21 protein-coding genes are annotated in these 19,784 nt (G+C 59.0%); 20 read left to right on the top strand and 1 reads right to left on the bottom strand.

Annotated features, from left to right (window positions below; all coding sequences use genetic code 11):
* Positions 1 to 180 precede the first annotated feature (180 nt).
* Positions 181 to 714 carry an SCP2 domain-containing protein gene (locus tag NOM67_RS05680; protein WP_255934503.1) on the top strand — a complete coding sequence of 178 codons (534 nt, stop codon included), beginning with the start codon at positions 181 to 183 and terminating at the stop codon, positions 712 to 714.
* On the opposite strand, the gene NOM67_RS05675 is transcribed toward NOM67_RS05680, so the two are convergent.
* On the bottom strand, positions 667 to 1,083 hold the full coding sequence (locus NOM67_RS05675; protein ID WP_156852572.1) for a hypothetical protein: 417 nt from the start codon (positions 1,081 to 1,083) through the stop codon (positions 667 to 669). The genes NOM67_RS05680 and NOM67_RS05675 overlap by 48 nt on opposite strands.
* A gap of 186 nt (positions 1,084 to 1,269) precedes the next feature.
* On the opposite strand from NOM67_RS05675, the gene trmJ reads away from it, so the two are divergent.
* The 19 genes from trmJ to der all read left to right on the top strand — a co-directional run bounded on the left by trmJ (position 1,270) and on the right by der (position 19,768).
* On the top strand, positions 1,270 to 1,995 hold the full coding sequence (trmJ, locus tag NOM67_RS05670; protein WP_071910658.1) for a tRNA (cytosine(32)/uridine(32)-2'-O)-methyltransferase TrmJ: 726 nt from the start codon (positions 1,270 to 1,272) through the stop codon (positions 1,993 to 1,995).
* A gap of 92 nt (positions 1,996 to 2,087) precedes the next feature.
* On the top strand, positions 2,088 to 2,591 hold the full coding sequence (gene iscR / locus NOM67_RS05665; protein WP_041207415.1) for a Fe-S cluster assembly transcriptional regulator IscR: 504 nt from the start codon (positions 2,088 to 2,090) through the stop codon (positions 2,589 to 2,591).
* 53 nt (positions 2,592 to 2,644) lie between these two features.
* Positions 2,645 to 3,859: an IscS subfamily cysteine desulfurase gene (locus NOM67_RS05660; RefSeq protein WP_041207416.1), complete on the top strand. Its 1,215-nt coding sequence runs from the start codon at positions 2,645 to 2,647 to the stop codon at positions 3,857 to 3,859.
* A gap of 37 nt (positions 3,860 to 3,896) precedes the next feature.
* Entirely contained in the window at positions 3,897 to 4,280 is a 384-nt protein-coding gene (iscU, locus tag NOM67_RS05655; RefSeq protein ID WP_033114498.1) for a Fe-S cluster assembly scaffold IscU, read from the top strand.
* Positions 4,281 to 4,295: 15 nt separating this feature from the next.
* Positions 4,296 to 4,619 carry an iron-sulfur cluster assembly protein IscA gene (gene iscA / locus NOM67_RS05650; RefSeq protein ID WP_041207418.1) on the top strand — a complete coding sequence of 108 codons (324 nt, stop codon included), beginning with the start codon at positions 4,296 to 4,298 and terminating at the stop codon, positions 4,617 to 4,619.
* 9 nt (positions 4,620 to 4,628) lie between these two features.
* A complete protein-coding gene (gene hscB / locus NOM67_RS05645; protein ID WP_042033553.1) occupies positions 4,629 to 5,147 on the top strand; it encodes a co-chaperone HscB in 519 nt (172 codons plus the stop codon).
* A 28-nt stretch (positions 5,148 to 5,175) separates the two neighbouring features.
* Positions 5,176 to 7,023 carry a Fe-S protein assembly chaperone HscA gene (gene hscA / locus NOM67_RS05640; RefSeq protein ID WP_255934495.1) on the top strand — a complete coding sequence of 616 codons (1,848 nt, stop codon included), beginning with the start codon at positions 5,176 to 5,178 and terminating at the stop codon, positions 7,021 to 7,023.
* Between the two features lies 1 nt (position 7,024).
* A complete protein-coding gene (fdx, locus tag NOM67_RS05635) occupies positions 7,025 to 7,363 on the top strand; it encodes an ISC system 2Fe-2S type ferredoxin (RefSeq protein WP_033114502.1) in 339 nt (112 codons plus the stop codon).
* 150 nt (positions 7,364 to 7,513) lie between these two features.
* Positions 7,514 to 8,818: an aminopeptidase PepB gene (gene pepB / locus NOM67_RS05630; RefSeq protein ID WP_156852575.1), complete on the top strand. Its 1,305-nt coding sequence runs from the start codon at positions 7,514 to 7,516 to the stop codon at positions 8,816 to 8,818.
* On the top strand, positions 8,815 to 10,098 hold the full coding sequence (gene pepB / locus NOM67_RS05625; RefSeq protein ID WP_156852576.1) for an aminopeptidase PepB: 1,284 nt from the start codon (positions 8,815 to 8,817) through the stop codon (positions 10,096 to 10,098). The genes pepB (NOM67_RS05630) and pepB (NOM67_RS05625) overlap by 4 nt, the downstream gene beginning before the upstream one ends.
* Positions 10,099 to 10,365: 267 nt before the next feature.
* Positions 10,366 to 10,794: a nucleoside-diphosphate kinase gene (gene ndk, locus NOM67_RS05620; protein ID WP_041207423.1), complete on the top strand. Its 429-nt coding sequence runs from the start codon at positions 10,366 to 10,368 to the stop codon at positions 10,792 to 10,794.
* Between the two features lie 168 nt (positions 10,795 to 10,962).
* Positions 10,963 to 12,066: a bifunctional tRNA (adenosine(37)-C2)-methyltransferase TrmG/ribosomal RNA large subunit methyltransferase RlmN gene (locus tag NOM67_RS05615; RefSeq protein ID WP_156852577.1), complete on the top strand. Its 1,104-nt coding sequence runs from the start codon at positions 10,963 to 10,965 to the stop codon at positions 12,064 to 12,066.
* An 11-nt stretch (positions 12,067 to 12,077) separates the two neighbouring features.
* Positions 12,078 to 12,869, top strand: a complete 792-nt coding sequence (gene tapF / locus NOM67_RS05610; RefSeq protein WP_104014527.1) for a PilW family type IVa pilus biogenesis/stability lipoprotein TapF — start codon at positions 12,078 to 12,080, stop codon at positions 12,867 to 12,869.
* A complete protein-coding gene (rodZ, locus tag NOM67_RS05605) occupies positions 12,859 to 13,824 on the top strand; it encodes a cytoskeleton protein RodZ (protein WP_041207426.1) in 966 nt (321 codons plus the stop codon). The genes tapF and rodZ overlap by 11 nt, the downstream gene beginning before the upstream one ends.
* A 10-nt stretch (positions 13,825 to 13,834) precedes the next feature.
* The gene (ispG, locus tag NOM67_RS05600; RefSeq protein ID WP_033114509.1) at positions 13,835 to 14,950 is read left to right on the top strand and encodes a flavodoxin-dependent (E)-4-hydroxy-3-methylbut-2-enyl-diphosphate synthase; all 1,116 of its coding nucleotides are present in this window, start codon (positions 13,835 to 13,837) and stop codon (positions 14,948 to 14,950) included.
* A gap of 138 nt (positions 14,951 to 15,088) precedes the next feature.
* On the top strand, positions 15,089 to 16,366 hold the full coding sequence (hisS, locus tag NOM67_RS05595) for a histidine--tRNA ligase (RefSeq protein WP_033114510.1): 1,278 nt from the start codon (positions 15,089 to 15,091) through the stop codon (positions 16,364 to 16,366).
* Positions 16,367 to 16,369: 3 nt separating this feature from the next.
* A complete protein-coding gene (locus NOM67_RS05590) occupies positions 16,370 to 17,020 on the top strand; it encodes a tetratricopeptide repeat protein (RefSeq protein ID WP_041207428.1) in 651 nt (216 codons plus the stop codon).
* Positions 17,013 to 18,197, top strand: coding sequence for an outer membrane protein assembly factor BamB (gene bamB, locus NOM67_RS05585; protein ID WP_033114512.1), 1,185 nt, complete (start codon positions 17,013 to 17,015; stop codon positions 18,195 to 18,197). The genes NOM67_RS05590 and bamB overlap by 8 nt, the downstream gene beginning before the upstream one ends.
* A gap of 74 nt (positions 18,198 to 18,271) precedes the next feature.
* Positions 18,272 to 19,768 carry a ribosome biogenesis GTPase Der gene (gene der / locus NOM67_RS05580; protein ID WP_033114513.1) on the top strand — a complete coding sequence of 499 codons (1,497 nt, stop codon included), beginning with the start codon at positions 18,272 to 18,274 and terminating at the stop codon, positions 19,766 to 19,768.
* The last annotated feature ends 16 nt before the right edge of the window (positions 19,769 to 19,784 follow it).

Below are 19,784 nucleotides of genomic sequence, written 5' to 3'. Positions count from 1 at the left end.
CGAGAGTGCATATGAAGGGCAAACGAGCCCTGATTGTATGCACCGCCGCCCCTTGGCTTTTTGACCTGAGGCAGCTTTGTGTGGCTTTCCCCATCTTGACCCAACTCTGCACAAGTTTGATTTCCAACAGGATCTTGCCGGCATCCCTGTGCTTGAATGCGCAAAACAAAGGAGTCCATCGTGTTTCAACAACTGCAACGTCGCCTGGTCGAGCAGGCGCCCCGTCTCTTGCGTCATCCGCTCAAGCTGGTTCCCTTCAATCTGCAAAAGCAGTTGATGGAGAGTTTGCTGGCACGGGTATTCAAGGAGGCCATCGCGGATGGCGATTTCGAGTTCCTGGCAGACAAGTGGCTGAAAGTAGAGGTCACCGATCTGGAGCTCTGCTGGTATATCAGCGAGCAGAGCGGTCAACTGGTCGTGGCAAAAAGCTGCGACCAGGCCGATGTCTGTTTTAGCGGCACTGCCAATGATCTGATCCTGATTGCTGGCCGCAAGGAGGATCCTGACGCGCTCTTCTTCCAGCGCAAGCTGAAGATTGAAGGGGATACCGAGTTGGGACTGGAAGTGAAAAACCTGATGGACAGCCTGGACATCGATGGGCTGCCGATGCTGATGAAGTACCCCCTGATGGATCTGGCCACCTTTATCGAGCAGGCTCGAACCGGATCAGCGCAGACTCCGGTTCAGACGGCGGCGGGCGGGATCCCGTCGTAAGTGAATCGTCACGCCGTGGGCATGGCGGCGGTAACGGTGCCGTGCCCAAAGGCAGTGACAAGCCCATAGGCAAGGCACCAGTGCCAGCAGGGCTTGTGGCGCTGGCAGCTGTGCCATGGCCATTCCCAGTGCGAGCCAGACAAAGGGCTGGGCTTCATAAAGCCATTCCGGTTGCAGCCAGCGTTTGGCTGGAAAGATGATGAGGTCGGTGCGCCGGTAGCTGGAGCGCATCATCCAGGTAACCGCTCCTGCGATGTATAAGAGTACACCTGCAAACCAGAGCAGGGGCTGGTTACCGAGGGTGATAATGGCAGTGGCCGCCAGCAGATAGAGGCTGGGCAATTTCTCGTAGATAAACGGAGGCAGCATAGCCGGATCTCTCCCGTGAACTATTCCACATATCCATTAAGTCTAGTTTTTCCTCTTCCTTGCCTCATGCCGGTTTGTTATACCAACGCCCGCTTTTGTTCTGAAATGGGATGCCTTTAACGGTGCCAAAATAGAGCTCTCTTATGTTATAATTGCGCGCCATTTTTGACTGAAGATTGATAGGGCATGTTGGATCAGATTCGTATCGTTTTGGTAAATACCTCTCATACCGGCAACATGGGGTCTGCGGCGCGGGCCATGAAAACCATGGGGCTCACCCAAATGGTACTGGTTGATCCGCAAGCTTTACCTGATGGCAACGCCAACGCCCTTGCCGCAGGTGCCAGCGATATTCTGGCCAATGCCCGTATCGTCCCGACCCTCGATGAAGCCATCGCTGACTGTGGTCTGGTGATTGGTACCAGCGCACGTTCCCGCACTCTGAGCTGGCCCATGCTCGATCCCCGCGAAGCGGGCAAGATGGCGGTGGCCGAAGGGATGAAGCATCCTGTTGCGCTGGTTTTTGGTCGCGAGCGGACCGGCCTGACCAACGATGAACTGCAGAAGTGCCACTACCATGTGGCCATTCCGGCCAATCCCGAATACAGCTCCCTCAACCTGGCCATGGCGGTACAGACCCTCTGTTACGAAGTGCGGATGCACTGGTTGCAGGGTCAGGAAGAGGTTGCTGAAGATATGGCTCAGGATTACCCCAGTGCCGAACAGCTGGAGGGGTTTTACCAGCATCTGGAGCAGACGCTGCTCAAGACCGGTTTCATCACCGATGATCATCCGGGGCAGGTGATGAACAAGCTGCGCCGCCTGTTCAACCGGGCTCGTCCGGAGTCGGTTGAGCTCAATATTCTGCGGGGCATTCTTACCTCGGTGCAAAAGACGAGACCGCAGGGCTAAACCTGACTGGATTACTCAACCATATACTTGACTGATTTGGTCGGGTATGTGACCATGTGCCCATTGAATTGGTTCGCAAGACGGTAAGGCACATGAGACTGACTTCAAAAGGACGTTACGCTGTAACCGCCATGCTCGACGTGGCGCTGCATGCAGAGCAGGGGCCTGTTCCCCTCGCCGATATTTCCGAGCGCCAGGGCATCTCCTTGTCCTATCTCGAGCAGTTGTTTGCCCGCCTGCGCAAACACGGCCTGGTGAGCAGTGTGCGTGGCCCGGGTGGTGGTTATCGCCTCGGGTTGGCCCCTGACGAGATTTCGGTCGGTCAGGTTATCACCGCGGTTGACGAGTCGGTGGATGCCACCAAGTGCCTCGGCAAAGGGGGCTGTCATGGCGGTACCCAGTGCCTGACTCACTCCCTGTGGCGTGATCTGAGCGAGCGGATCTCCAGTTTCCTCGGCGAGATCACACTGGCCGAGCTGGTTCGCCAGGCCGATGTACGCCGGATTGCCGGCAAGCAAGATGAACAGATGAAAAGCGTGTTGTCCCTGATTGAACGGGCAGAACACGGCGATGTGAGCTTGAAAGTCCAACTATAAACGTGCTTTCCACAGCGGGATTCTGTATGACCCGAACTGTGACGGAGAAAAACATGAAACTGCCTATTTACCTTGATTATTCGGCAACCTGTCCGGTGGACCCGCGTGTCGCAGAAAAAATGATGCAGTGTCTCACCATGGATGGCCTGTTTGGCAATCCGGCTTCCCGTTCTCACCGTTTCGGCTGGCAGGCCGAAGAGGCGGTAGATCTGGCCCGTAATCAAGTGGCAGAGCTTATTGGTGCTGACCCGCGCGAGATTGTCTTCACCTCCGGTGCAACCGAGTCTGACAACCTGGCAATCAAGGGTGTTGCCCACTTTTATGCCAGCAAAGGCAAGCACATCATCACCTCCAAGACCGAACACAAAGCGGTGCTCGACACCTGTCGTCAGCTGGAGCGTGAAGGCTTCGAGGTGACCTATCTCGAGCCGATGCCCAACGGCCTCTTTACCCTCGAGATGATCGAGAACGCTATGCGTGACGACACCATTCTGGTCAGCATGATGCACGTGAACAACGAGATCGGCGTGATCCAGGACATCAAAGGGCTGGGCGAGCTGTGCCGCTCCCGCAAGATCCTGCTGCACGTCGATGCCGCCCAGAGCGTGGGCAAGGTAGAAATCGACGTTGAAGCGATGAAGATTGACCTGCTCTCTCTCTCCGCCCACAAGATCTACGGTCCGAAAGGGATTGGTGCGCTCTACGTTCGCCGCAAGCCGCGCGTACGTATCGAAGCCCAGATGCACGGTGGCGGTCACGAGCGCGGCATGCGTTCCGGCACCCTGCCGACTCATCAGATCGTTGGCATGGGTGAAGCCTTCCGTATCGCCAAGGAAGAGATGGCAAGCGAGCACGAGCGCGTGATGACCCTGCGTCAGCGTCTGTGGGATGGCCTGAAAGATATCGAAGCCGTCTACCTCAACGGTGATCTGGAGCAGCGTGTTTCCGGCAACCTCAACGTCAGCTTCGCCTATGTGGAAGGGGAATCCCTCATCATGGCGCTGAAAGATTTGGCGGTCTCTTCCGGTTCTGCCTGTACCTCTGCCAGCCTGGAACCCTCCTACGTGCTGCGTGCGCTGGGTCTGAACGACGAGCTGGCTCACAGCTCCATCCGTTTCAGCATCGGTCGCTTCACCACCGAAGAAGAGATTGACTACGCGGTCAAGCTCATTCGTGACTCCATCGGTCGTCTGCGCGAGATGTCTCCGCTGTGGGAGATGTACAAGGATGGCGTTGATCTGAATACGGTCGAATGGGCTCATCACTGATCACTTCAGTGAGCAACAGAATTAGCAGGAGTTAGATATGGCTTACAGTGAAAAAGTAATCGACCACTACGAAAATCCGCGCAACGTCGGTGGTTTTGACAAGAATGATCCCAGCGTTGCAACCGGCATGGTGGGTGCACCTGCCTGTGGCGACGTGATGAAGCTGCAGCTGAAGATCAGCGAAGAGGGCATCATCGAAGATGCCAAGTTCAAAACCTATGGTTGCGGCTCTGCCATCGCCTCCAGCTCCCTGGTGACCGAATGGGTCAAGGGCAAAACGCTGGACGAAGCGGCCGGCATCAAGAACACCGACATCGCCGAAGAGCTGGCTCTGCCGCCGGTGAAGATCCACTGCTCCATTCTGGCCGAGGATGCCATCAAGGCCGCCATCGCCGATTACAAGCAGAAGAAAGGTCTCTAAGCGCCGGAGAGCAGTATGGCTATTACCATGACAGATGCCGCCGCGGCACGGGTTTCCTCTTTTCTGACCAACCGGGGCAAGGGCATTGGCCTGCGCCTCGGCGTCAAGACCACCGGCTGCTCGGGCCTGGCCTATGTGCTCGAGTTTGTCGATGAGCTGACCGGAGAAGATCAGGTATTCGAGCAGCAGGGCGTCAAGATTATTGTCGATGCCAAGAGCCTCATCCATCTGGATGGCACCGAGCTGGATTTCGTCAAAGAGGGGCTCAACGAGGGCTTCAAATTCAACAACCCCAACGCCAAAGGCGAGTGTGGTTGTGGCGAAAGCTTCAGTGTCTAAGAGGATTGCATGAACCATTTCGAGCTGTTTGGGCTGGTTGAAGGCTTCGAGCTCGATACCCGGCAGCTGGCCGACACCTACCGTCAGCTGCAGACCCAGTTTCATCCCGATCGTTTCGCCACTGCTCCCGAGCGGGAGCAGCTGGCAGCGGTACAGCGTGCCGCCCAGATCAACGACGCATTCACCACCCTCAAGGCGCCGCTGCGCCGTGCCGAATATCTGCTCTCTCTGCGTGGCACCGATATTCGTGGCGAACAGCAAACCCTGCAAGACACGGCTTTTCTGATGCAGCAGCTTGAATGGCGCGAGCGTCTGGCCGATCTGAAAGGTGACGCTGACCCTGAGCGCGCCATCAAGGATTTTCGCAGCGAGATCAGGCATGATCACCAGCTGTTGATGCAGCAGCTGACCGACTCGCTTGCCACTGGCAACGATCCTGTCGCCGCCGACTGCGTTCGCAAACTCAAGTTTGTCGACAAGCTCCTCGAAGAGCTGGAACGATTCGAAGACTCGCTCCTCGAGTCTTGATCCTTTAACGCTGGAAGTCTCATTACCCATGGCATTACTGCAAATCGCCGAACCCGGCCAGAGCGCTGTACCCCATCAGCACAAGCGTGCCGTCGGCATCGATCTCGGTACCACCAATTCTCTCGTCGCTGCAGTGCGCAGCGGTCAGGCTGCCACTCTCAGTGATGAACAGGGGCGCGACCTGCTCCCCTCTGTCGTTCACTATCAGGCGGATGCAATCCGGGTGGGCTTCGATGCCAAGCGTGAAGCGGCGCTCGACCCTCACAATACCATCGTCTCGGTCAAACGGATGATGGGCAAGGCGTTGGCCGATATCGATACCCGCCAGCAGCCTTATCAATTCGTGGCAGCCGACAACGGCATGCCGCAGTTGCAGACCCGTCAGGGGCTGGTCAACCCTGTGCAAGTCTCAGCCGAGATCCTCAAAAAATTGGCCGAGCGCGGCGCCCAGACCCTGGGTGGCGATCTCGATGGTGTGGTTATCACGGTGCCCGCCTATTTTGATGATGCCCAGCGTCAGGGCACCAAGGATGCGGCCCGTCTGGCCGGTCTGCATGTGCTGCGTCTGCTCAACGAGCCGACCGCCGCAGCCATCGCCTATGGCCTCGATTCCGGTCAGGAAGGGGTCATCGCGGTTTATGATCTGGGTGGCGGCACCTTCGATATCTCAATTTTGCGTCTGCACCGCGGTGTATTCGAAGTGATGGCGACCGGCGGTGATTCCGCCCTCGGTGGCGATGATTTCGATCACCTGCTGGTTGACTGGATCAAGGAACAAGCCGGTTTGACCGGCGAGCTGGATGCCCGTCTGCAGCGTGAGCTGCTGGATGTGGCTGCCGCCGTCAAACACGGTCTGACCGATGCCGACAGTGTTCCCTGCACCTTTGCCGGCTGGCAGGGCTCGGTGAGCCGCAGCCAGTTTGATGAGCTCATCGCGCCGCTGGTGAAACGCACTCTGCTGGCTTGCCGCCGCGCCCTGCGCGATGCGGGTCTCGAGCAGGTGGAAGTGCTGGAGGTGGTGATGGTGGGGGGCTCCACCCGGGTGCCGCTGGTGCGCGAGATGGTGGGCGAGTTCTTTGGTCGCACGCCGCTCACCAGTATCGATCCCGACAAGGTGGTGGCCATCGGCGCTGCCGTTCAGGCTGATATTCTGGTGGGCAACAAACCAGATGCCGAGATGCTGCTGCTGGACGTCATCCCGCTCTCCCTGGGTCTTGAGACCATGGGTGGCCTCGCCGAGAAGGTGATCCCGCGCAATACCACCATACCGGTGGCCCGCGCCCAGGAGTTCACCACCTTCAAGGATGGTCAGACTGCGATGGCCATCCACGTGGTGCAGGGGGAGCGTGAGCTGGTGGCTGATTGCCGCTCCCTGGCCCGTTTTACCCTGACCGGTATTCCGCCGATGGCCGCCGGTGCCGCCCATATTCGCGTCACTTTCCAGGTGGATGCGGATGGTCTGCTCTCGGTCAGCGCCATGGAGAAATCCTCCGGCGTGCAGGCCGAGATCCAGGTCAAGCCCTCTTACGGGCTGGCAGAGGAGGATATCCTCAACATGCTGAGCGCTTCCATCGAGAATGCCCAGCAGGATATGGATGCCCGCATGCTGGCAGAGCAGCAGGTTGAAGCTGACCGGGTGGTCGAGAGCCTCAATGCCGCGCTGGCTGCCGATGGCGATGCACTGCTCAATGCGGCAGAGCGTGCCGAGATAGACGGCGCCATCGCCCATCTGCTGGCCATGCGTCAGGTGGGGAGTACCAACCAAATCAAAGAAGCCATCGAGGCGGCGGATGCTGCCAGTGGTGAGTTTGCAGCCCGCCGGATGGATGCCTCCATTCGCAAGGTGCTGACCGGACAAAACGTCAACAAGGTGTAATATGCCAAAACTGATCATTCTTCCTCATCCCGTGCTCTGTCCGGATGGCGCAGCCCTCGAAGGTGAGAGCGGCGAGACCATTCTGGATGTGGCGCTGCGCAACGGCATCGAGATTGAACATGCCTGCGAGAAGTCCTGTGCCTGCACCACCTGCCACTGTGTGGTGCGTGAAGGCTTTGACTCCCTCGAGCCGAGCGACGAGCTGGAAGACGACATGCTGGACAAGGCGTGGGGGCTGGAGCCGGAATCCCGCCTCAGCTGCCAGGCCAAACTGGCTGATGAGGATCTGGTGGTGGAGCTGCCCAAGTACACCCTGAACCTTGCCTCTGAACGCCATTAATTACACACAAGTGAATTGCACGTGCAGCATCCATCGGTGCTTCAGTGATATGGTGAAGGCCGTGACCCCTTTGGGGCACGGCCTTTTTTGTATTCGTTCTTACCTGTTTGCGCATTAAAACAGTGCCAGTAAAAAAGGAAGCAAGAGAAGATGGCTGACATGATGAAGGTAGGGTTGTCCACCCAGGCTGCGGCCGCTCACTGGGGCGAGGGTGCCCTGCTCAGTTTCAATGGCGATGAAGCCACTATTCACCTCGGCGCTCTCTCTGTTGAGAAAGATGTGCTGCGCGCTGTGCAGCGTGCTGCCCGTCGCCTCGAGTCGAGCGGGATCAAGCAGGTTGCGCTGGCCGGTGAAGGCTGGGATCTGGAACGTCGCTACGCGTTCGCCCAGGGTTTCTACGCCGCCAAGGGAGCCCGTGAACTGGATTTCGGCCAGCAGAGCGACGCGGATGCCCGCGAGCTGGATGGCTTGCTCAAGGCGACCCGCTGGGTACGCGAGATCACCAATGGCACCCCGGAGGAGATCTACCCCATGAGTCTGGCGGAGTCGGCGCTGCTGCTTATCCGCGGTCTGGCTGGCGACAAGGTGACCGCCCGCATCACGGCCGGTGAAGCGCTGCGCGAGTCGGGCCATATCGGGATCTGGTCGGTGGGCCGTGGCAGCGAGCGCGAGCCGGTGCTGCTGGAGCTTGACTACAACCCGACCGGTGATCGCAACGCCCCGGTCGTTGCTGCGCTGGTGGGCAAGGGGATCACTTTTGACTCTGGTGGCTACTCCATGAAGTCCTCTGACAACATGCTGCCGATGAAGTCCGATATGGGCGGTGCCGCCATGGTGACCGGTGCGCTGGCGCTGGCCATCAGCCGCGGTCTGAATCAGCGGGTGAAGTTGATCCTCTGCTGCGCCGAGAACCTGGTCTCGGGCCACGCATTCAAGCTGGGCGACATCCTCACCTACAAAAACGGCATCTCGGTCGAGATCCAGAATACCGATGCCGAAGGACGTCTGGTGCTGGCCGATGGCCTGATGGCCGCCTCCGACAGTGGCGCGGCCTATATTCTCGATGCTGCCACCCTGACCGGTGCGGCCAAGATGGCGCTGGGCCGCGACTACAATGCGGTGTTCGCCCTCGATGAAGCCGAGCAGGCTCGCACACTGGCCGCCGCCAAAGCGGAAAACGAGCAGGCCTGGGCGCTGCCGCTGGAGCCCTGGCATGCAGGCCAGCTAACCTCGGCCTTTGCCGATCTGGGCAACGTCGCTTCGGCTGAAGGGACCGCTGGTGCCACTACGGCGGCAGCTTTCCTCTCCCGCTTTGTGCGCGATGAAGGCAAGGGCTGGGTACACATGGATCTGGCCGCTTCTTACCAGAAAGCAGGCAACGATCTGTGGGCGACCGGCGCCAAGGGCCATGGCCTGCGCACCATCGCCCGTTGGCTGCAGGAGGTGAGCGCATGAACGTCTGGTTGAGCCGGGAGTTGGCCCCTGCCGAGTGGGGGGAGGGGGCGCTGCTCTCGCACCGCGCCGATGGCATGGTGATCCATCTGACAACGACCAATGCCCTGCTGGATATCCAGCAAGCGGCGCGCCGTCTCTGCCAGCAGGGGATCCAGAAAGTGACGCTGGCTGGCCACTGGGAGCGCGAACAGCAGTGGGCCTTTGCCCAGGGCTTGCAAACCCCCAAGGCCGAGGTGCAGCTGCAGTGGGCCATGTCCTCGGAAGAGGACAGAGAGGAGCTGGAAGCACGCTGGCTCTGTGGCCGCTGGGTGCGAGAGATGACCAATGCTACGCCGGAGCAGCTGGGGCCGCTGGAGCTGGCGGTTGAAGCGGCCTCCTTTATTACCGAGCTGGCACCGGACAAGGTGAGCCATCGCATTCTCAAGGGTGAAGCGCTGCAACAGGCGGGCTGGGTCGGCCTCTATCAGGTCGGCCGTGGCAGTGAGCGCGAGCCGGTGCTGCTGGAACTTGACTTCAATCCGGGGCGGGACCCCAAGGCGCCGGTGGCGGCGGCTCTGGTAGGCAAGGGGATCACCTTTGACTCAGGTGGCTACTCCATGAAGAGCTCCGAGGGGATGCTCACCATGAAGTGCGACATGGGCGGCGCCGCCATCGTGACCGGCGCACTGGCGCTGGCCATGCTGCGCGGGCTCGACAAGCGGGTGAAGCTCATCCTCTGCTGCGCCGAGAACCTGGTCTCCGGCCACGCCTACAAGCTGGGGGACATCCTCACCTACAAGAACGGCACCACGGTCGAAATTGTGAATACCGATGCCGAGGGGCGGCTGGTGCTGGCGGACGGCCTGCAACTGGCGAGCGACAGTGGCGCTCCGCTGATCATCGATGCCGCAACCCTGACCGGTGCGGCAGTGATGGCGCTGGGTGGACGTTACAACGCCCTGTTTGGCCTCGACAAGGGGCTGGTGAGCCGGGCCATGGCGTATGCTGATGCAGAGCAGGAGCCGGCCTGGCCACTGCCGCTGGAACCCTGGCACCGCCAGCAGTGTCCTTCCCACTATGCCGACACGGCCAACAGCCGTCCGGTCAAGGGGGGCGGACCGGGTGGCGCCTCCAATGCTGCGGGTTTCCTCTCCCGTTTCGTCGGCAATGAGGGGGAGGGGTGGCTTCACATCGATCTGGCTGCCTGTTTCAGTGACAACGGCGACAGCCTGTGGGCGCCAGGTGCCAATACTCTGGGAATGCGTACCATAGCGCACACGCTGCTGGCAGAAGTACTTTAAGCATGACAAGGCACCTTCGGGTGCCTTTTTACCGATGGTTGAATAGTGAGCAAAAGATGGCGTTTTGCTGGCTTAAGGAGACTATCGTGCGCAAGCGCACATATTTTCCCGCTCAGCCCGGTCAAGATGAGTATGAATGTTGAATGCAGGGGAGTGATGTTTAATAAAAAGTTGCTTGTTTGTGTGTTTTTCCGGTTTTTGTTTACGTATAATCGCCAGCGAACATGGATTCTAACAATAAAACACTGTAGTTAAGGAAAGATATCAATGGCCATCGAACGTACCTTCTCTATCGTCAAGCCGGATGCTGTCAGCAAGAACCTGATCGGTGCCATCTATAGCCGTTTCGAAAGCGCAGGCTTGAAGGTGGTGGCATCCAAAATGCTGCGGATGAGCAGCGAGCAGGCAGCCGGTTTCTATGCCGAACATCAGGGCAAGCCTTTTTATGACGCACTGGTCAGCTTCATGACTTCCGGCCCCGTTATGGTACAGGTGCTGGAAGGGGAAGATGCCATCCGTCGCAACCGTGAAATCATGGGCGCAACCAACCCGAAAGAGGCGCTGGCCGGTACCCTGCGTGCCTGCTACGCCGAGAGCATCGATCGCAACGCCGTGCACGGCTCCGATGCACCGGCATCCGCTGCCCGCGAAATTGCTTACTTCTTCTCTGACAACGAGATCTGCCCGCGCGGCTGATTTTCGTGGATGATGACCCAAGGGAGCCTCGGCTCCCTTTGTTGTTTTGGTCGTTCTGCCAATATCCCTCTATTCTCCAGGTGGAAAGCCGCACCCATAATTTGTACAATGCCGCCCCCTGACGTCGTCAGCCAATAATTGATTGAAGTGTTTGAACCGAGGCCATTGATGAGCGAAACAAAAATCAACCTGCTGGATCTTGATCGGGATGCCATGCGTGCCTTCTTCGTCGAACTGGGCGAGAAGCCGTTCCGGGCAGATCAGGTCATGAAGTGGATCTATCACTTTGGTTGTGATGATTTCGATCAGATGACCAACGTCAACAAGGTGCTCAAGGAGCGCCTGAAAGAGATCGCCGAGATCAAGGCGCCCGAGATCAGCCGCGAACAGCGCTCTTCCGATGGCACCATCAAGTGGGCGCTGCAGGTGGGCGATCAGGAAGTAGAGACTGTCTACATCCCGGAAGATGACCGCGCGACCCTCTGCGTCTCCTCCCAGGTGGGCTGTGCGCTGGAGTGCAAGTTCTGCTCCACGGCTCAGCAAGGCTTCAACCGCAACCTGAAAGTATCCGAGATCATCGGTCAGGTGTGGCGTGCGGCCCGTGTCGTGGGTGGCAAGCGCCCCATCACCAACGTGGTGATGATGGGGATGGGTGAGCCACTGCTCAACCTCGCCAACGTGGTGCCGGCCATGCGCCTGATGATGGATGACTACGGCTTTGGCATCTCCAAGCGCCGCGTTACCATCTCCACCTCCGGTGTGGTGCCGGCGCTCGACATGCTGGGCGACCAGATCGACGTGGCACTGGCCATCTCTCTGCACGCACCGAACGACAAGCTGCGCTCCGAGATCATGCCGATCAACGACAAGTACAACATCGAGGCCTTCCTCGCTGCGGTTCGTCGCTATCTGGGCAAATCCAACGCCAACGGTGGTCGGGTGACCGTCGAGTATGTGCTGCTCGATCATATCAATGACGATATGCAGCATGCTCACGAGCTGGCCAAAGTGCTCAAGGATACCCCGAGCAAGATCAACCTGATCCCCTTCAACCCCTTCCCGGGCAACCCCTACGGCAAGCCGAGCAACAGCCGTATCGACCGCTTCTCCAAGGTGCTGATGGAGTACGGTTTCACCGTGATCGTCCGCAAGACCCGTGGTGACGATATCGATGCTGCTTGCGGCCAGCTGGTGGGCGACGTGATTGACCGCACCAAGCGCACCCTCAAAAATCGGATGCAACAGGATGGGATTTCCGTCAAAATGGTTTAATTGCTAAGCCATTGTATAGACAGGGAATGGATACACGTACATTGATGGTAGTGGCAGCGCTCAGTGCGCTGCCAGGTTGTGTGACCGAGACCACTTACGCTGGCCAGAATTCCACCCAGCGTGAGTCGGGGCCCGATCTGAAGGCGGCGGCCCAGACCCGCATCGATCTCGGTATTCAATATCTGCAGCAGGGCAATGCCGAACAGGCCAAGTTCAATCTTGATCGCGCCCTCAAATATGATCCCTCCAATCCAGCGGTTCAGATCGGCTTCGCCTATTTCTATCAACAGGTCGGTGATTTCAAGGCGGCGGAGACCAGCTACAAGAACGCTTTGGCCATGGATCCGTCCAATGCTGACGCAATGAACAACTATGGCGCCTTTTTGTGTGACCGCGGCCGCTATGACGAGGCAGACAAGGCGTTCAACCAGGCTGTTATTCAGCCAGGCTACGTGAAAATTGCCGATACCTATGAAAATGCGGCACTTTGCGCCCAGCAAAATCATAGAAATGATAAAGCAAGCGAGTACTATCGCCTGGCCTTGGGGTATAATCCCCGCAACCCAAGGTTATTGCTGGACTTGGCCGAGCTTTCCATGAAAGATGGCAAGCTGCCTGATGTGCAGTCCTACCTCGCCCGTTTTGCAGAAGTGTCAGACGAGAACGAGGACAGTCTCTGGTTGAGATTGCGGCTGGCACAGGCAATGGACAAACCGGCATTACTCCACCAATTCGGGAATGAGCTGGTAAGGCAATATCCCACTTCGCAACAAGCCAAGCGTTATTTAGCCAATGACTACTGAACAGCAACACGATTTTCAAGACGACACCCAGGCAGTGGGCCCAGGCCAGCTGCTGCGCAACGCCCGTGAACAGCTCGGCTGGACACGAGAACAGGTTGCGTCCCGCATTCACCTTCGTCTGACCCTGATTGCCGCTATCGAATCGGATACGTACGACAAGCATACGTCTCATACCTTTATCCGGGGCTATCTGCGTACCTACGCCAAGCTGGTGGGGATCCCGGAGGAGACCATTCTTGCCGCCTATGACAAGCTGGGGCTGACTCCGCCCGACAATATCGACATGCAGAGCTTCTCGCGCCGTTCCCGTCAGCAGGCGAGCGACAGTCGTCTGAAAGTCGTGACCTGGCTGGTGATCCTGGTGCTGATTGCGCTCTCCGTTGCCTGGTGGTGGCAGAGTACGACCCGCCGCTCTGCCGGAGATGAGGCGCTGGCCGCGACCGAAATGAGCACAACCGCAGCGCCAACTGCCGACACCGCAACCGTTGCGGTGGCAAATGATGCAACTGCGCCGGCTCAGGATGTCTCTGCCGCGGCAGCTACTATCGTTGCCCCGGCTGCTGCTGTTTCTGACGCGGCTGCCACCCTGGCTCCGGCTTCTGCTGCCGTGGCATTGACCGACGCCAGTGGCGCTGTCAGCACGGTAGTTGATGTTGCCGCCTCCGGTGCCACTGCGACCGAATCTGAAGAGACTGCGGTTGATCCGGCAACTGCGCCGCAACTCAAGATGAGCTTTACCGCCGACTGCTGGCTGGATGTGAAGGATGCCAAGGGCAAGACTCTCTTCAGCGGTTTGAAGAAGGCAAATGACGAGCTGGTACTGGAAGGTGCCGAGCCCCTGAAGTTCATCATTGGCGCGCCGATGGCGGTCAAGCTCGACTACAAGGGCAAATCCTTTGATATGAGCCGTTACAACAACGGCCGTACTGCCCGCTTCTCACTGCCGCAGGAGTAATCTGTTCGTCATGTCCGCACACGAATCTCCCATTATTCGTCGTAAATCACGGCAGATCATGGTTGGCAATGTACCGGTAGGGGGCGATGCCCCCATTACGGTGCAGACCATGACCAACACCAAGACCACCGATGTCGCCGCCACTGTCGAGCAGATCCAGCGTATTGAGCGGGTCGGTGCCGATATCGTTCGGGTTTCCGTGCCCACCATGGAAGCGGCGGAAGCGTTCAAGCTGATCAAACAGCAGACTCGCATCCCCATCGTTGCCGATATCCATTTTGACTATCGCATCGCCCTGAAAGTGGCCGAGTATGGCGCTGACTGCTTGCGTATCAATCCGGGCAACATCGGCAACGAGCAGCGTGTGCGCTCTGTTGTCGATTGCGCACGCGACCTCAATATCCCGATCCGTATCGGGGTCAATGGCGGGTCGCTCGAGAAGGATATTCAGGAGAAGTATGGCGAGCCGACCCCGGAGGCTCTGGTGGAGTCCGCCATGCGTCACGTCGAGTATCTCGATCGCCTCGATTTCCAGAACTTCAAGGTGAGCGTCAAGGCGTCTGATGTATTCCTCGCCGTGGGCGCCTATCGCCTGCTGGCCAAGCAGATTGAACAGCCGCTCCATCTGGGCATTACCGAAGCGGGCGGTTTCCGTGCCGGTGCAGTGAAGTCCTCCATTGGTCTTGGCATGCTGCTGGCTGATGGCATCGGCGACACCCTGCGCATCTCGCTGGCGGCTGATCCGGTAGAGGAAGTGAAGGTCGGTTTCGACATCCTCAAATCCCTGCGGATCCGCTCCCGTGGCATCAACTTCATCGCTTGCCCCTCCTGCTCCCGTCAGGAGTTCGACGTCATTGGCACAGTCAATGCGCTGGAAGAGCGGCTCGAAGACATCATCACCCCGATGGATGTCTCCATCATCGGCTGTGTGGTGAACGGGCCGGGCGAAGCGCTGGTTTCCGATCTCGGTCTTGCCGGTGCGGCCAACAAGAGTGCCTTCTACGAAGGGGGCCAGCGTGTTGACCGGCTCGACAACAAGGATCTCATCCCGACCCTTGAGCGCCGCATTCGTGCCCGCGCCGCCATGCTGGACCCGGTTAACCGGATCCTGGTGGACAAGGATTGAACGGACAGGGGCCACTTCGGGTGGCCCTCTTTCCAGGTGACTGATTTTACACCCCGCTTGCGGATTCCCTGATTTTACCTCGGGGGTGAAAATCCCTATAATGCGGCCAAATTTTACCTCTTTTTCTCGAGTATCAACGTGGCAAAACAGATCCAAGCTATTCGCGGTATGAATGATTGCCTGCCGGAGCAGAGCCCGGTATGGCAGAAGGTTGAACAGATCCTGCGCCAGGTCGTTGCCAGCTATGGCTACAGCGAAGTGCGCATGCCGATTGTCGAGCAGACCCATCTGTTCAAGCGCGCCATCGGTGAAGTGACCGACGTGGTCGAAAAAGAGATGTATACCTTTGAAGATCGCAATGGCGACAGCCTGAGCCTGCGTCCGGAAGGGACCGCCAGCTGCGTCCGCGCCGGTATCGAGCACGGCCTGCTCTACAATCAGGAGCGCCGGATGTGGTATATGGGCCCCATGTTCCGTCACGAGCGTCCCCAGAAGGGCCGTTATCGCCAGTTCCACCAGTTTGGTGTCGAGCTGTTTGGCATCAACGGGCCGGATATCGACGCCGAGCTCATCATGCTGACCAACCGCCTGTGGCGCCTGTTCGGTATCAGCGAGCATGTGACCCTGCAGCTCAACACTCTGGGCCAGAGCGCGGAGCGTGCTGCTTACCGCGATGCGCTGGTTGCCTATCTGGAGCAGTACAAGGATCAGCTGGACGAAGAGAGCCAGCGTCGCATGTACAGCAACCCGCTGCGAGTGCTCGACTCCAAGGACGAGAAAGTGCAGGCCGTGCTGGTCGGTGCACCCCGTCTGTTCGATCATCTGGGCGAAGAGAGTCTGGCTCATTTCGAGGGGCTCAAGCGCCTGCTCGACTCTGCCGGCATCAAGTACGAAGTGAACGAGCGTCTGGTACGTGGCCTCGACTATTACAACCTCACCGTATTCGAGTGGGTGACCAACAGCCTGGGGGCCCAGGGCACCGTCTGTGCCGGTGGCCGCTATGACGGTCTGGTGGAGCAACTGGGTGGTCAGCCGACGCCTGCGGTCGGTTTTGCCATGGGCATGGAGCGTCTGGTGCTGATGCTGGAGACCCTTGAGCTCAACGGCGACATTCGCCCGGCGGTTGATGTCTATCTGGCGATGGTGGGCGAGGGGACCGAGCAGGCTGGCTTCCAGCTGGCCGAGCGTCTGCGTGATGCGCTGCCGGATTTGCGCCTGATGAGCCACTGCGGCGGCGGCAACTTCAAGAAACAACTCAAGCGTGCCGACAAGAGCGGCGCGTCTATCGCCCTGATCCTTGGTGAGACCGAGGTGCAAAACGGGGAGATCACTATCAAATATCTGCGTGGTCAGGCCGAGCAACAGACCGTCAAGGTTGACGCCGCCATTGCCCTGCTGGCAGCCAAAGGAGAGTAAGCTGTGGAAGTTTATACCACCGAAGAACAACAGGTTGAGGTTATCAAGGAGTGGTGGAAAGAGAACGGGACCTCGGTGATCGCCGGTACCGTGATCGGTCTGGTCGGCCTGTTTGGCTGGCGCTACTACAACCAGTATCAGCAACAGACCATGGAGGCCTCCTCCCACGCCTACAACCAGGTGATTACCCAGCTGGCTAAAGGCGATGCCGCCGGTTTCGAGCAGGCAGCGCAGTTTGTCTCCGCCAACAAGGGCGACTCCTATGGCGAGCTGGCCGCGCTGCAACTGGCTGCTGCCGCCGTCAAGGCCGGCAAGCTGGATCTGGCTGCCGAGCAGCTGACCCAGGTGGCCACCAGCGGTGACGAGAGCATTCGTCCCATCGCTGCACTGCGTCTGGCTCGCGTATTGAACGATCAGGGCAAAGCCGATGACGCGCTGGCCCAGCTTGGCAAGATCAACAGCGACGCCTTCAAGGCCCAGGTGGCCGAAGTGCGCGGTGACATCCTGCAAAAGCAGGGCAAGATTGAGGAGGCTCGCGATGCCTATCAGGCAGCGGCCGATGCCGGCGGCCTGCAGGGTAGCCAGGAGCTCAAGTTGAAGATGGACGATCTGGCCCTGCCGGCCATGACCACGGGTGAGGCACCGGATGCGTAATCTATTCAAAATGGTGGCGCTGGGGGCTGCGGTCTCCTTCGCCCTGCAGGGCTGCTCCCTGTTCAGCTCGGAAGAGGATTTGAACCCTATGGCACCGCTGCCCAAGGTTGAATCCGCTTTCAGTGCCGATACCGAGTGGTCTTCCACTGTCGGTGACGGCATCGGTGACTTCTACTCCCAGCTCAAGCCGGCAGTGGAAGATGAGCGTATCTATGCCGCTGCGCGCGATGGCGATGTCACCGCCTTTGACCGTGCCAGTGGCGATCGCCTCTGGACCGTCGATCTGGCCGACCTGCCGGTCAATGCCGACAAGCGCAGCGCCCGTCTCTCCGGCGGTCTGGTCTCCCGTTACGGCAAGCTGTTCCTCGGCTCCGAGAACGGGGTGGTCTACGCCCTGAACGAAGAGAATGGCGAAGTGCTGTGGCAGACCAATGTGCCCGGCGAAGTGGTCGCCAGCCCTGCAGTTGAGGATGGCCGCGTGGTGGTGCTGACCACCTCCGGTCGCCTGATTGCGCTCGATACCGACGAAGGCAAGATGCAGTGGACGCTCTCCGAAGAGCAGCCGCCGCTGACCCTGCGCAGTGCCGGTGCCCCGGTGATCACCAATGGTGCCGTCATCTATGGCCGCGCCGATGGCAAGGTTGGCATTGCCCTGTTGAGCAACGGCCAGCCGGTGCGTCAATCCAAGGTGGCCGACCCGCGCGGTGCTACCGAGCTTGACCGCATGGTGGACGTCGATGCCAGCCCGCTGATTGCCGGTGATGAGCTTTACGCCATCGCCTACAATGGCCAGTTGATGGCGCGCAAGCTGATGAGCGGCGATGAAGTGTGGAAGCGCAAGTATTCCGGCTATCGCGATCTGGCGATCACCGGCAATGCCATCGTGCTGACCGACAGTCGCAGCCACCTGTTTGCCATCGACCGTCGCAATGGTCTGGAGCTGTGGTCCAACACCCAGCTGGAGAATCGTACCGTCACTGCACCTGTCATCTTTGGTGACTATGTGGTGGTGGGTGATGTGGAAGGATACCTGTACTGGCTTGATCGTACCGACGGTACCATCAAGGCGATGCAGCAGCTCGACAGCAGTGGTCTCTACGCCGCCCCGCTTGTGGATGGTGACACCCTGTATGTGCAGAGCCGTGGCGGCAAGCTGTACGCACTAAAGCGTCCTTGATCGTCCGTTAATTTGAATATCCGGCTCCTGGTCTTCGGACCCGGAGCCTTTGTCGTCTTGAGAATGAGGCTTTTATGACTCCTGTTGTTGCCCTGGTGGGCCGCCCCAATGTGGGGAAATCCACCCTGTTTAACCGCCTGACCCGTACCCGGGATGCCCTGGTTGCCGACTTCCCCGGCCTGACCCGGGACCGCAAATATGGCCAGGCGAAGCTGGGCGAGCTGGAATTTATCGTGGTCGATACCGGCGGTATCGATGGCACCGAGGAGGGGATCGAGCTGAAGATGGCCGAGCAGTCCCTGCTGGCCATCGAAGAAGCCGATGTGGTGCTGTTCATGGTGGATGCTCGTGCCGGTTTGACTGCTGCGGATCAGGCCATCGCCGAGCACCTGCGCAAGACCCACAAAAAGGTGTTTCTGGTCGCCAACAAGACCGATGGCATCGATGGTGACTCCGCTGTCTCCGAGTTTTACGGTCTGGCGCTGGGTGAGGTTTACCAGATGGCGGCTGCCCACGGTCGCGGCGTATTGAGCCTGCTGGAGTTGGCACTGGCTCCTCACCTGGAGACGCTGGTCGAAGCCGCTGGTGACGAAGAGGTGCAGGACGAGGAAGAAGAGGACTTCGACGAAGAAGCCCTGCTGCGCATGGTGGCTGCCGGTGAACTCGATACCAAAGAGGACACCAAGGAGACGCCGTTCGCCGATCTGCCCATCAAGTTCGCCATCGTCGGTCGTCCCAACGTCGGCAAATCAACCCTGACCAACCGCATGCTGGGTGAAGATCGGGTCATCGTCTATGACATGCCGGGCACCACCCGTGACTCCGTCTACATCCCGATGGAGCGTGACGAGCAGAAGTACGTCATCATCGATACCGCCGGCGTGCGCCGTCGTGGCAAGGTGCATGAGACGGTGGAGAAGTTCTCCGTCATCAAGACCCTCAAGGCCATCGAAGATGCCAACGTCTGCCTGCTGGTGATCGACGCTCAGGAGACCATCACCGATCAGGACTTGAGCATCCTTGGCTTCGTGCTCAACACCGGCCGCTCCGTGGTGCTGGTGGTGAACAAGTGGGATGGTCTGGATCAGAAAGTGAAAGAGGATGTGAAGAACGAGCTGGATCGTCGCTTGGGCTTCATCGACTTCGCTCGCGTTCACTTCATCTCCGCCCTGCACGGCAGCGGTGTTGGTCACCTGTTTGAATCCATTCAGGAGGCTTACCAGTCCGCCACTCGCCGTACCAGTACCGCCATGCTGACCCGGATCATGCAGATGGCGCAGGAAGATCACCAGCCGCCGATGGTCAACGGCCGCCGCGTCAAACTGAAATATGCTCACGCCGGTGGTTACAACCCGCCGCGGATCGTGATCCACGGCAACCAGCTCAACGATCTGCCGGACTCCTACAAGCGGTATCTGATCAACTACTTCCGCAAGTCCCTCAAGATCATGGGCTCACCGATCCGGGTCGAGTTCCAGGAGTCGGTCAACCCGTTTGAAGGCAAGAAGAATACCCTGACCCTGAGTCAGGAGCGCCAGCGCAAACGGCTGCTGAAGATGAAGAAGAAATAAGCCCTGGCGGCTGCCC

It is taken from the genome of Aeromonas sp. SG16, assembly GCF_024436135.1.
GTDB classification, from domain to species: domain Bacteria; phylum Pseudomonadota; class Gammaproteobacteria; order Enterobacterales; family Aeromonadaceae; genus Aeromonas; species Aeromonas jandaei.
Note: the sequence above shows the minus strand (reverse complement) of the source record. Positions and strands in the feature narration are given on the sequence as shown.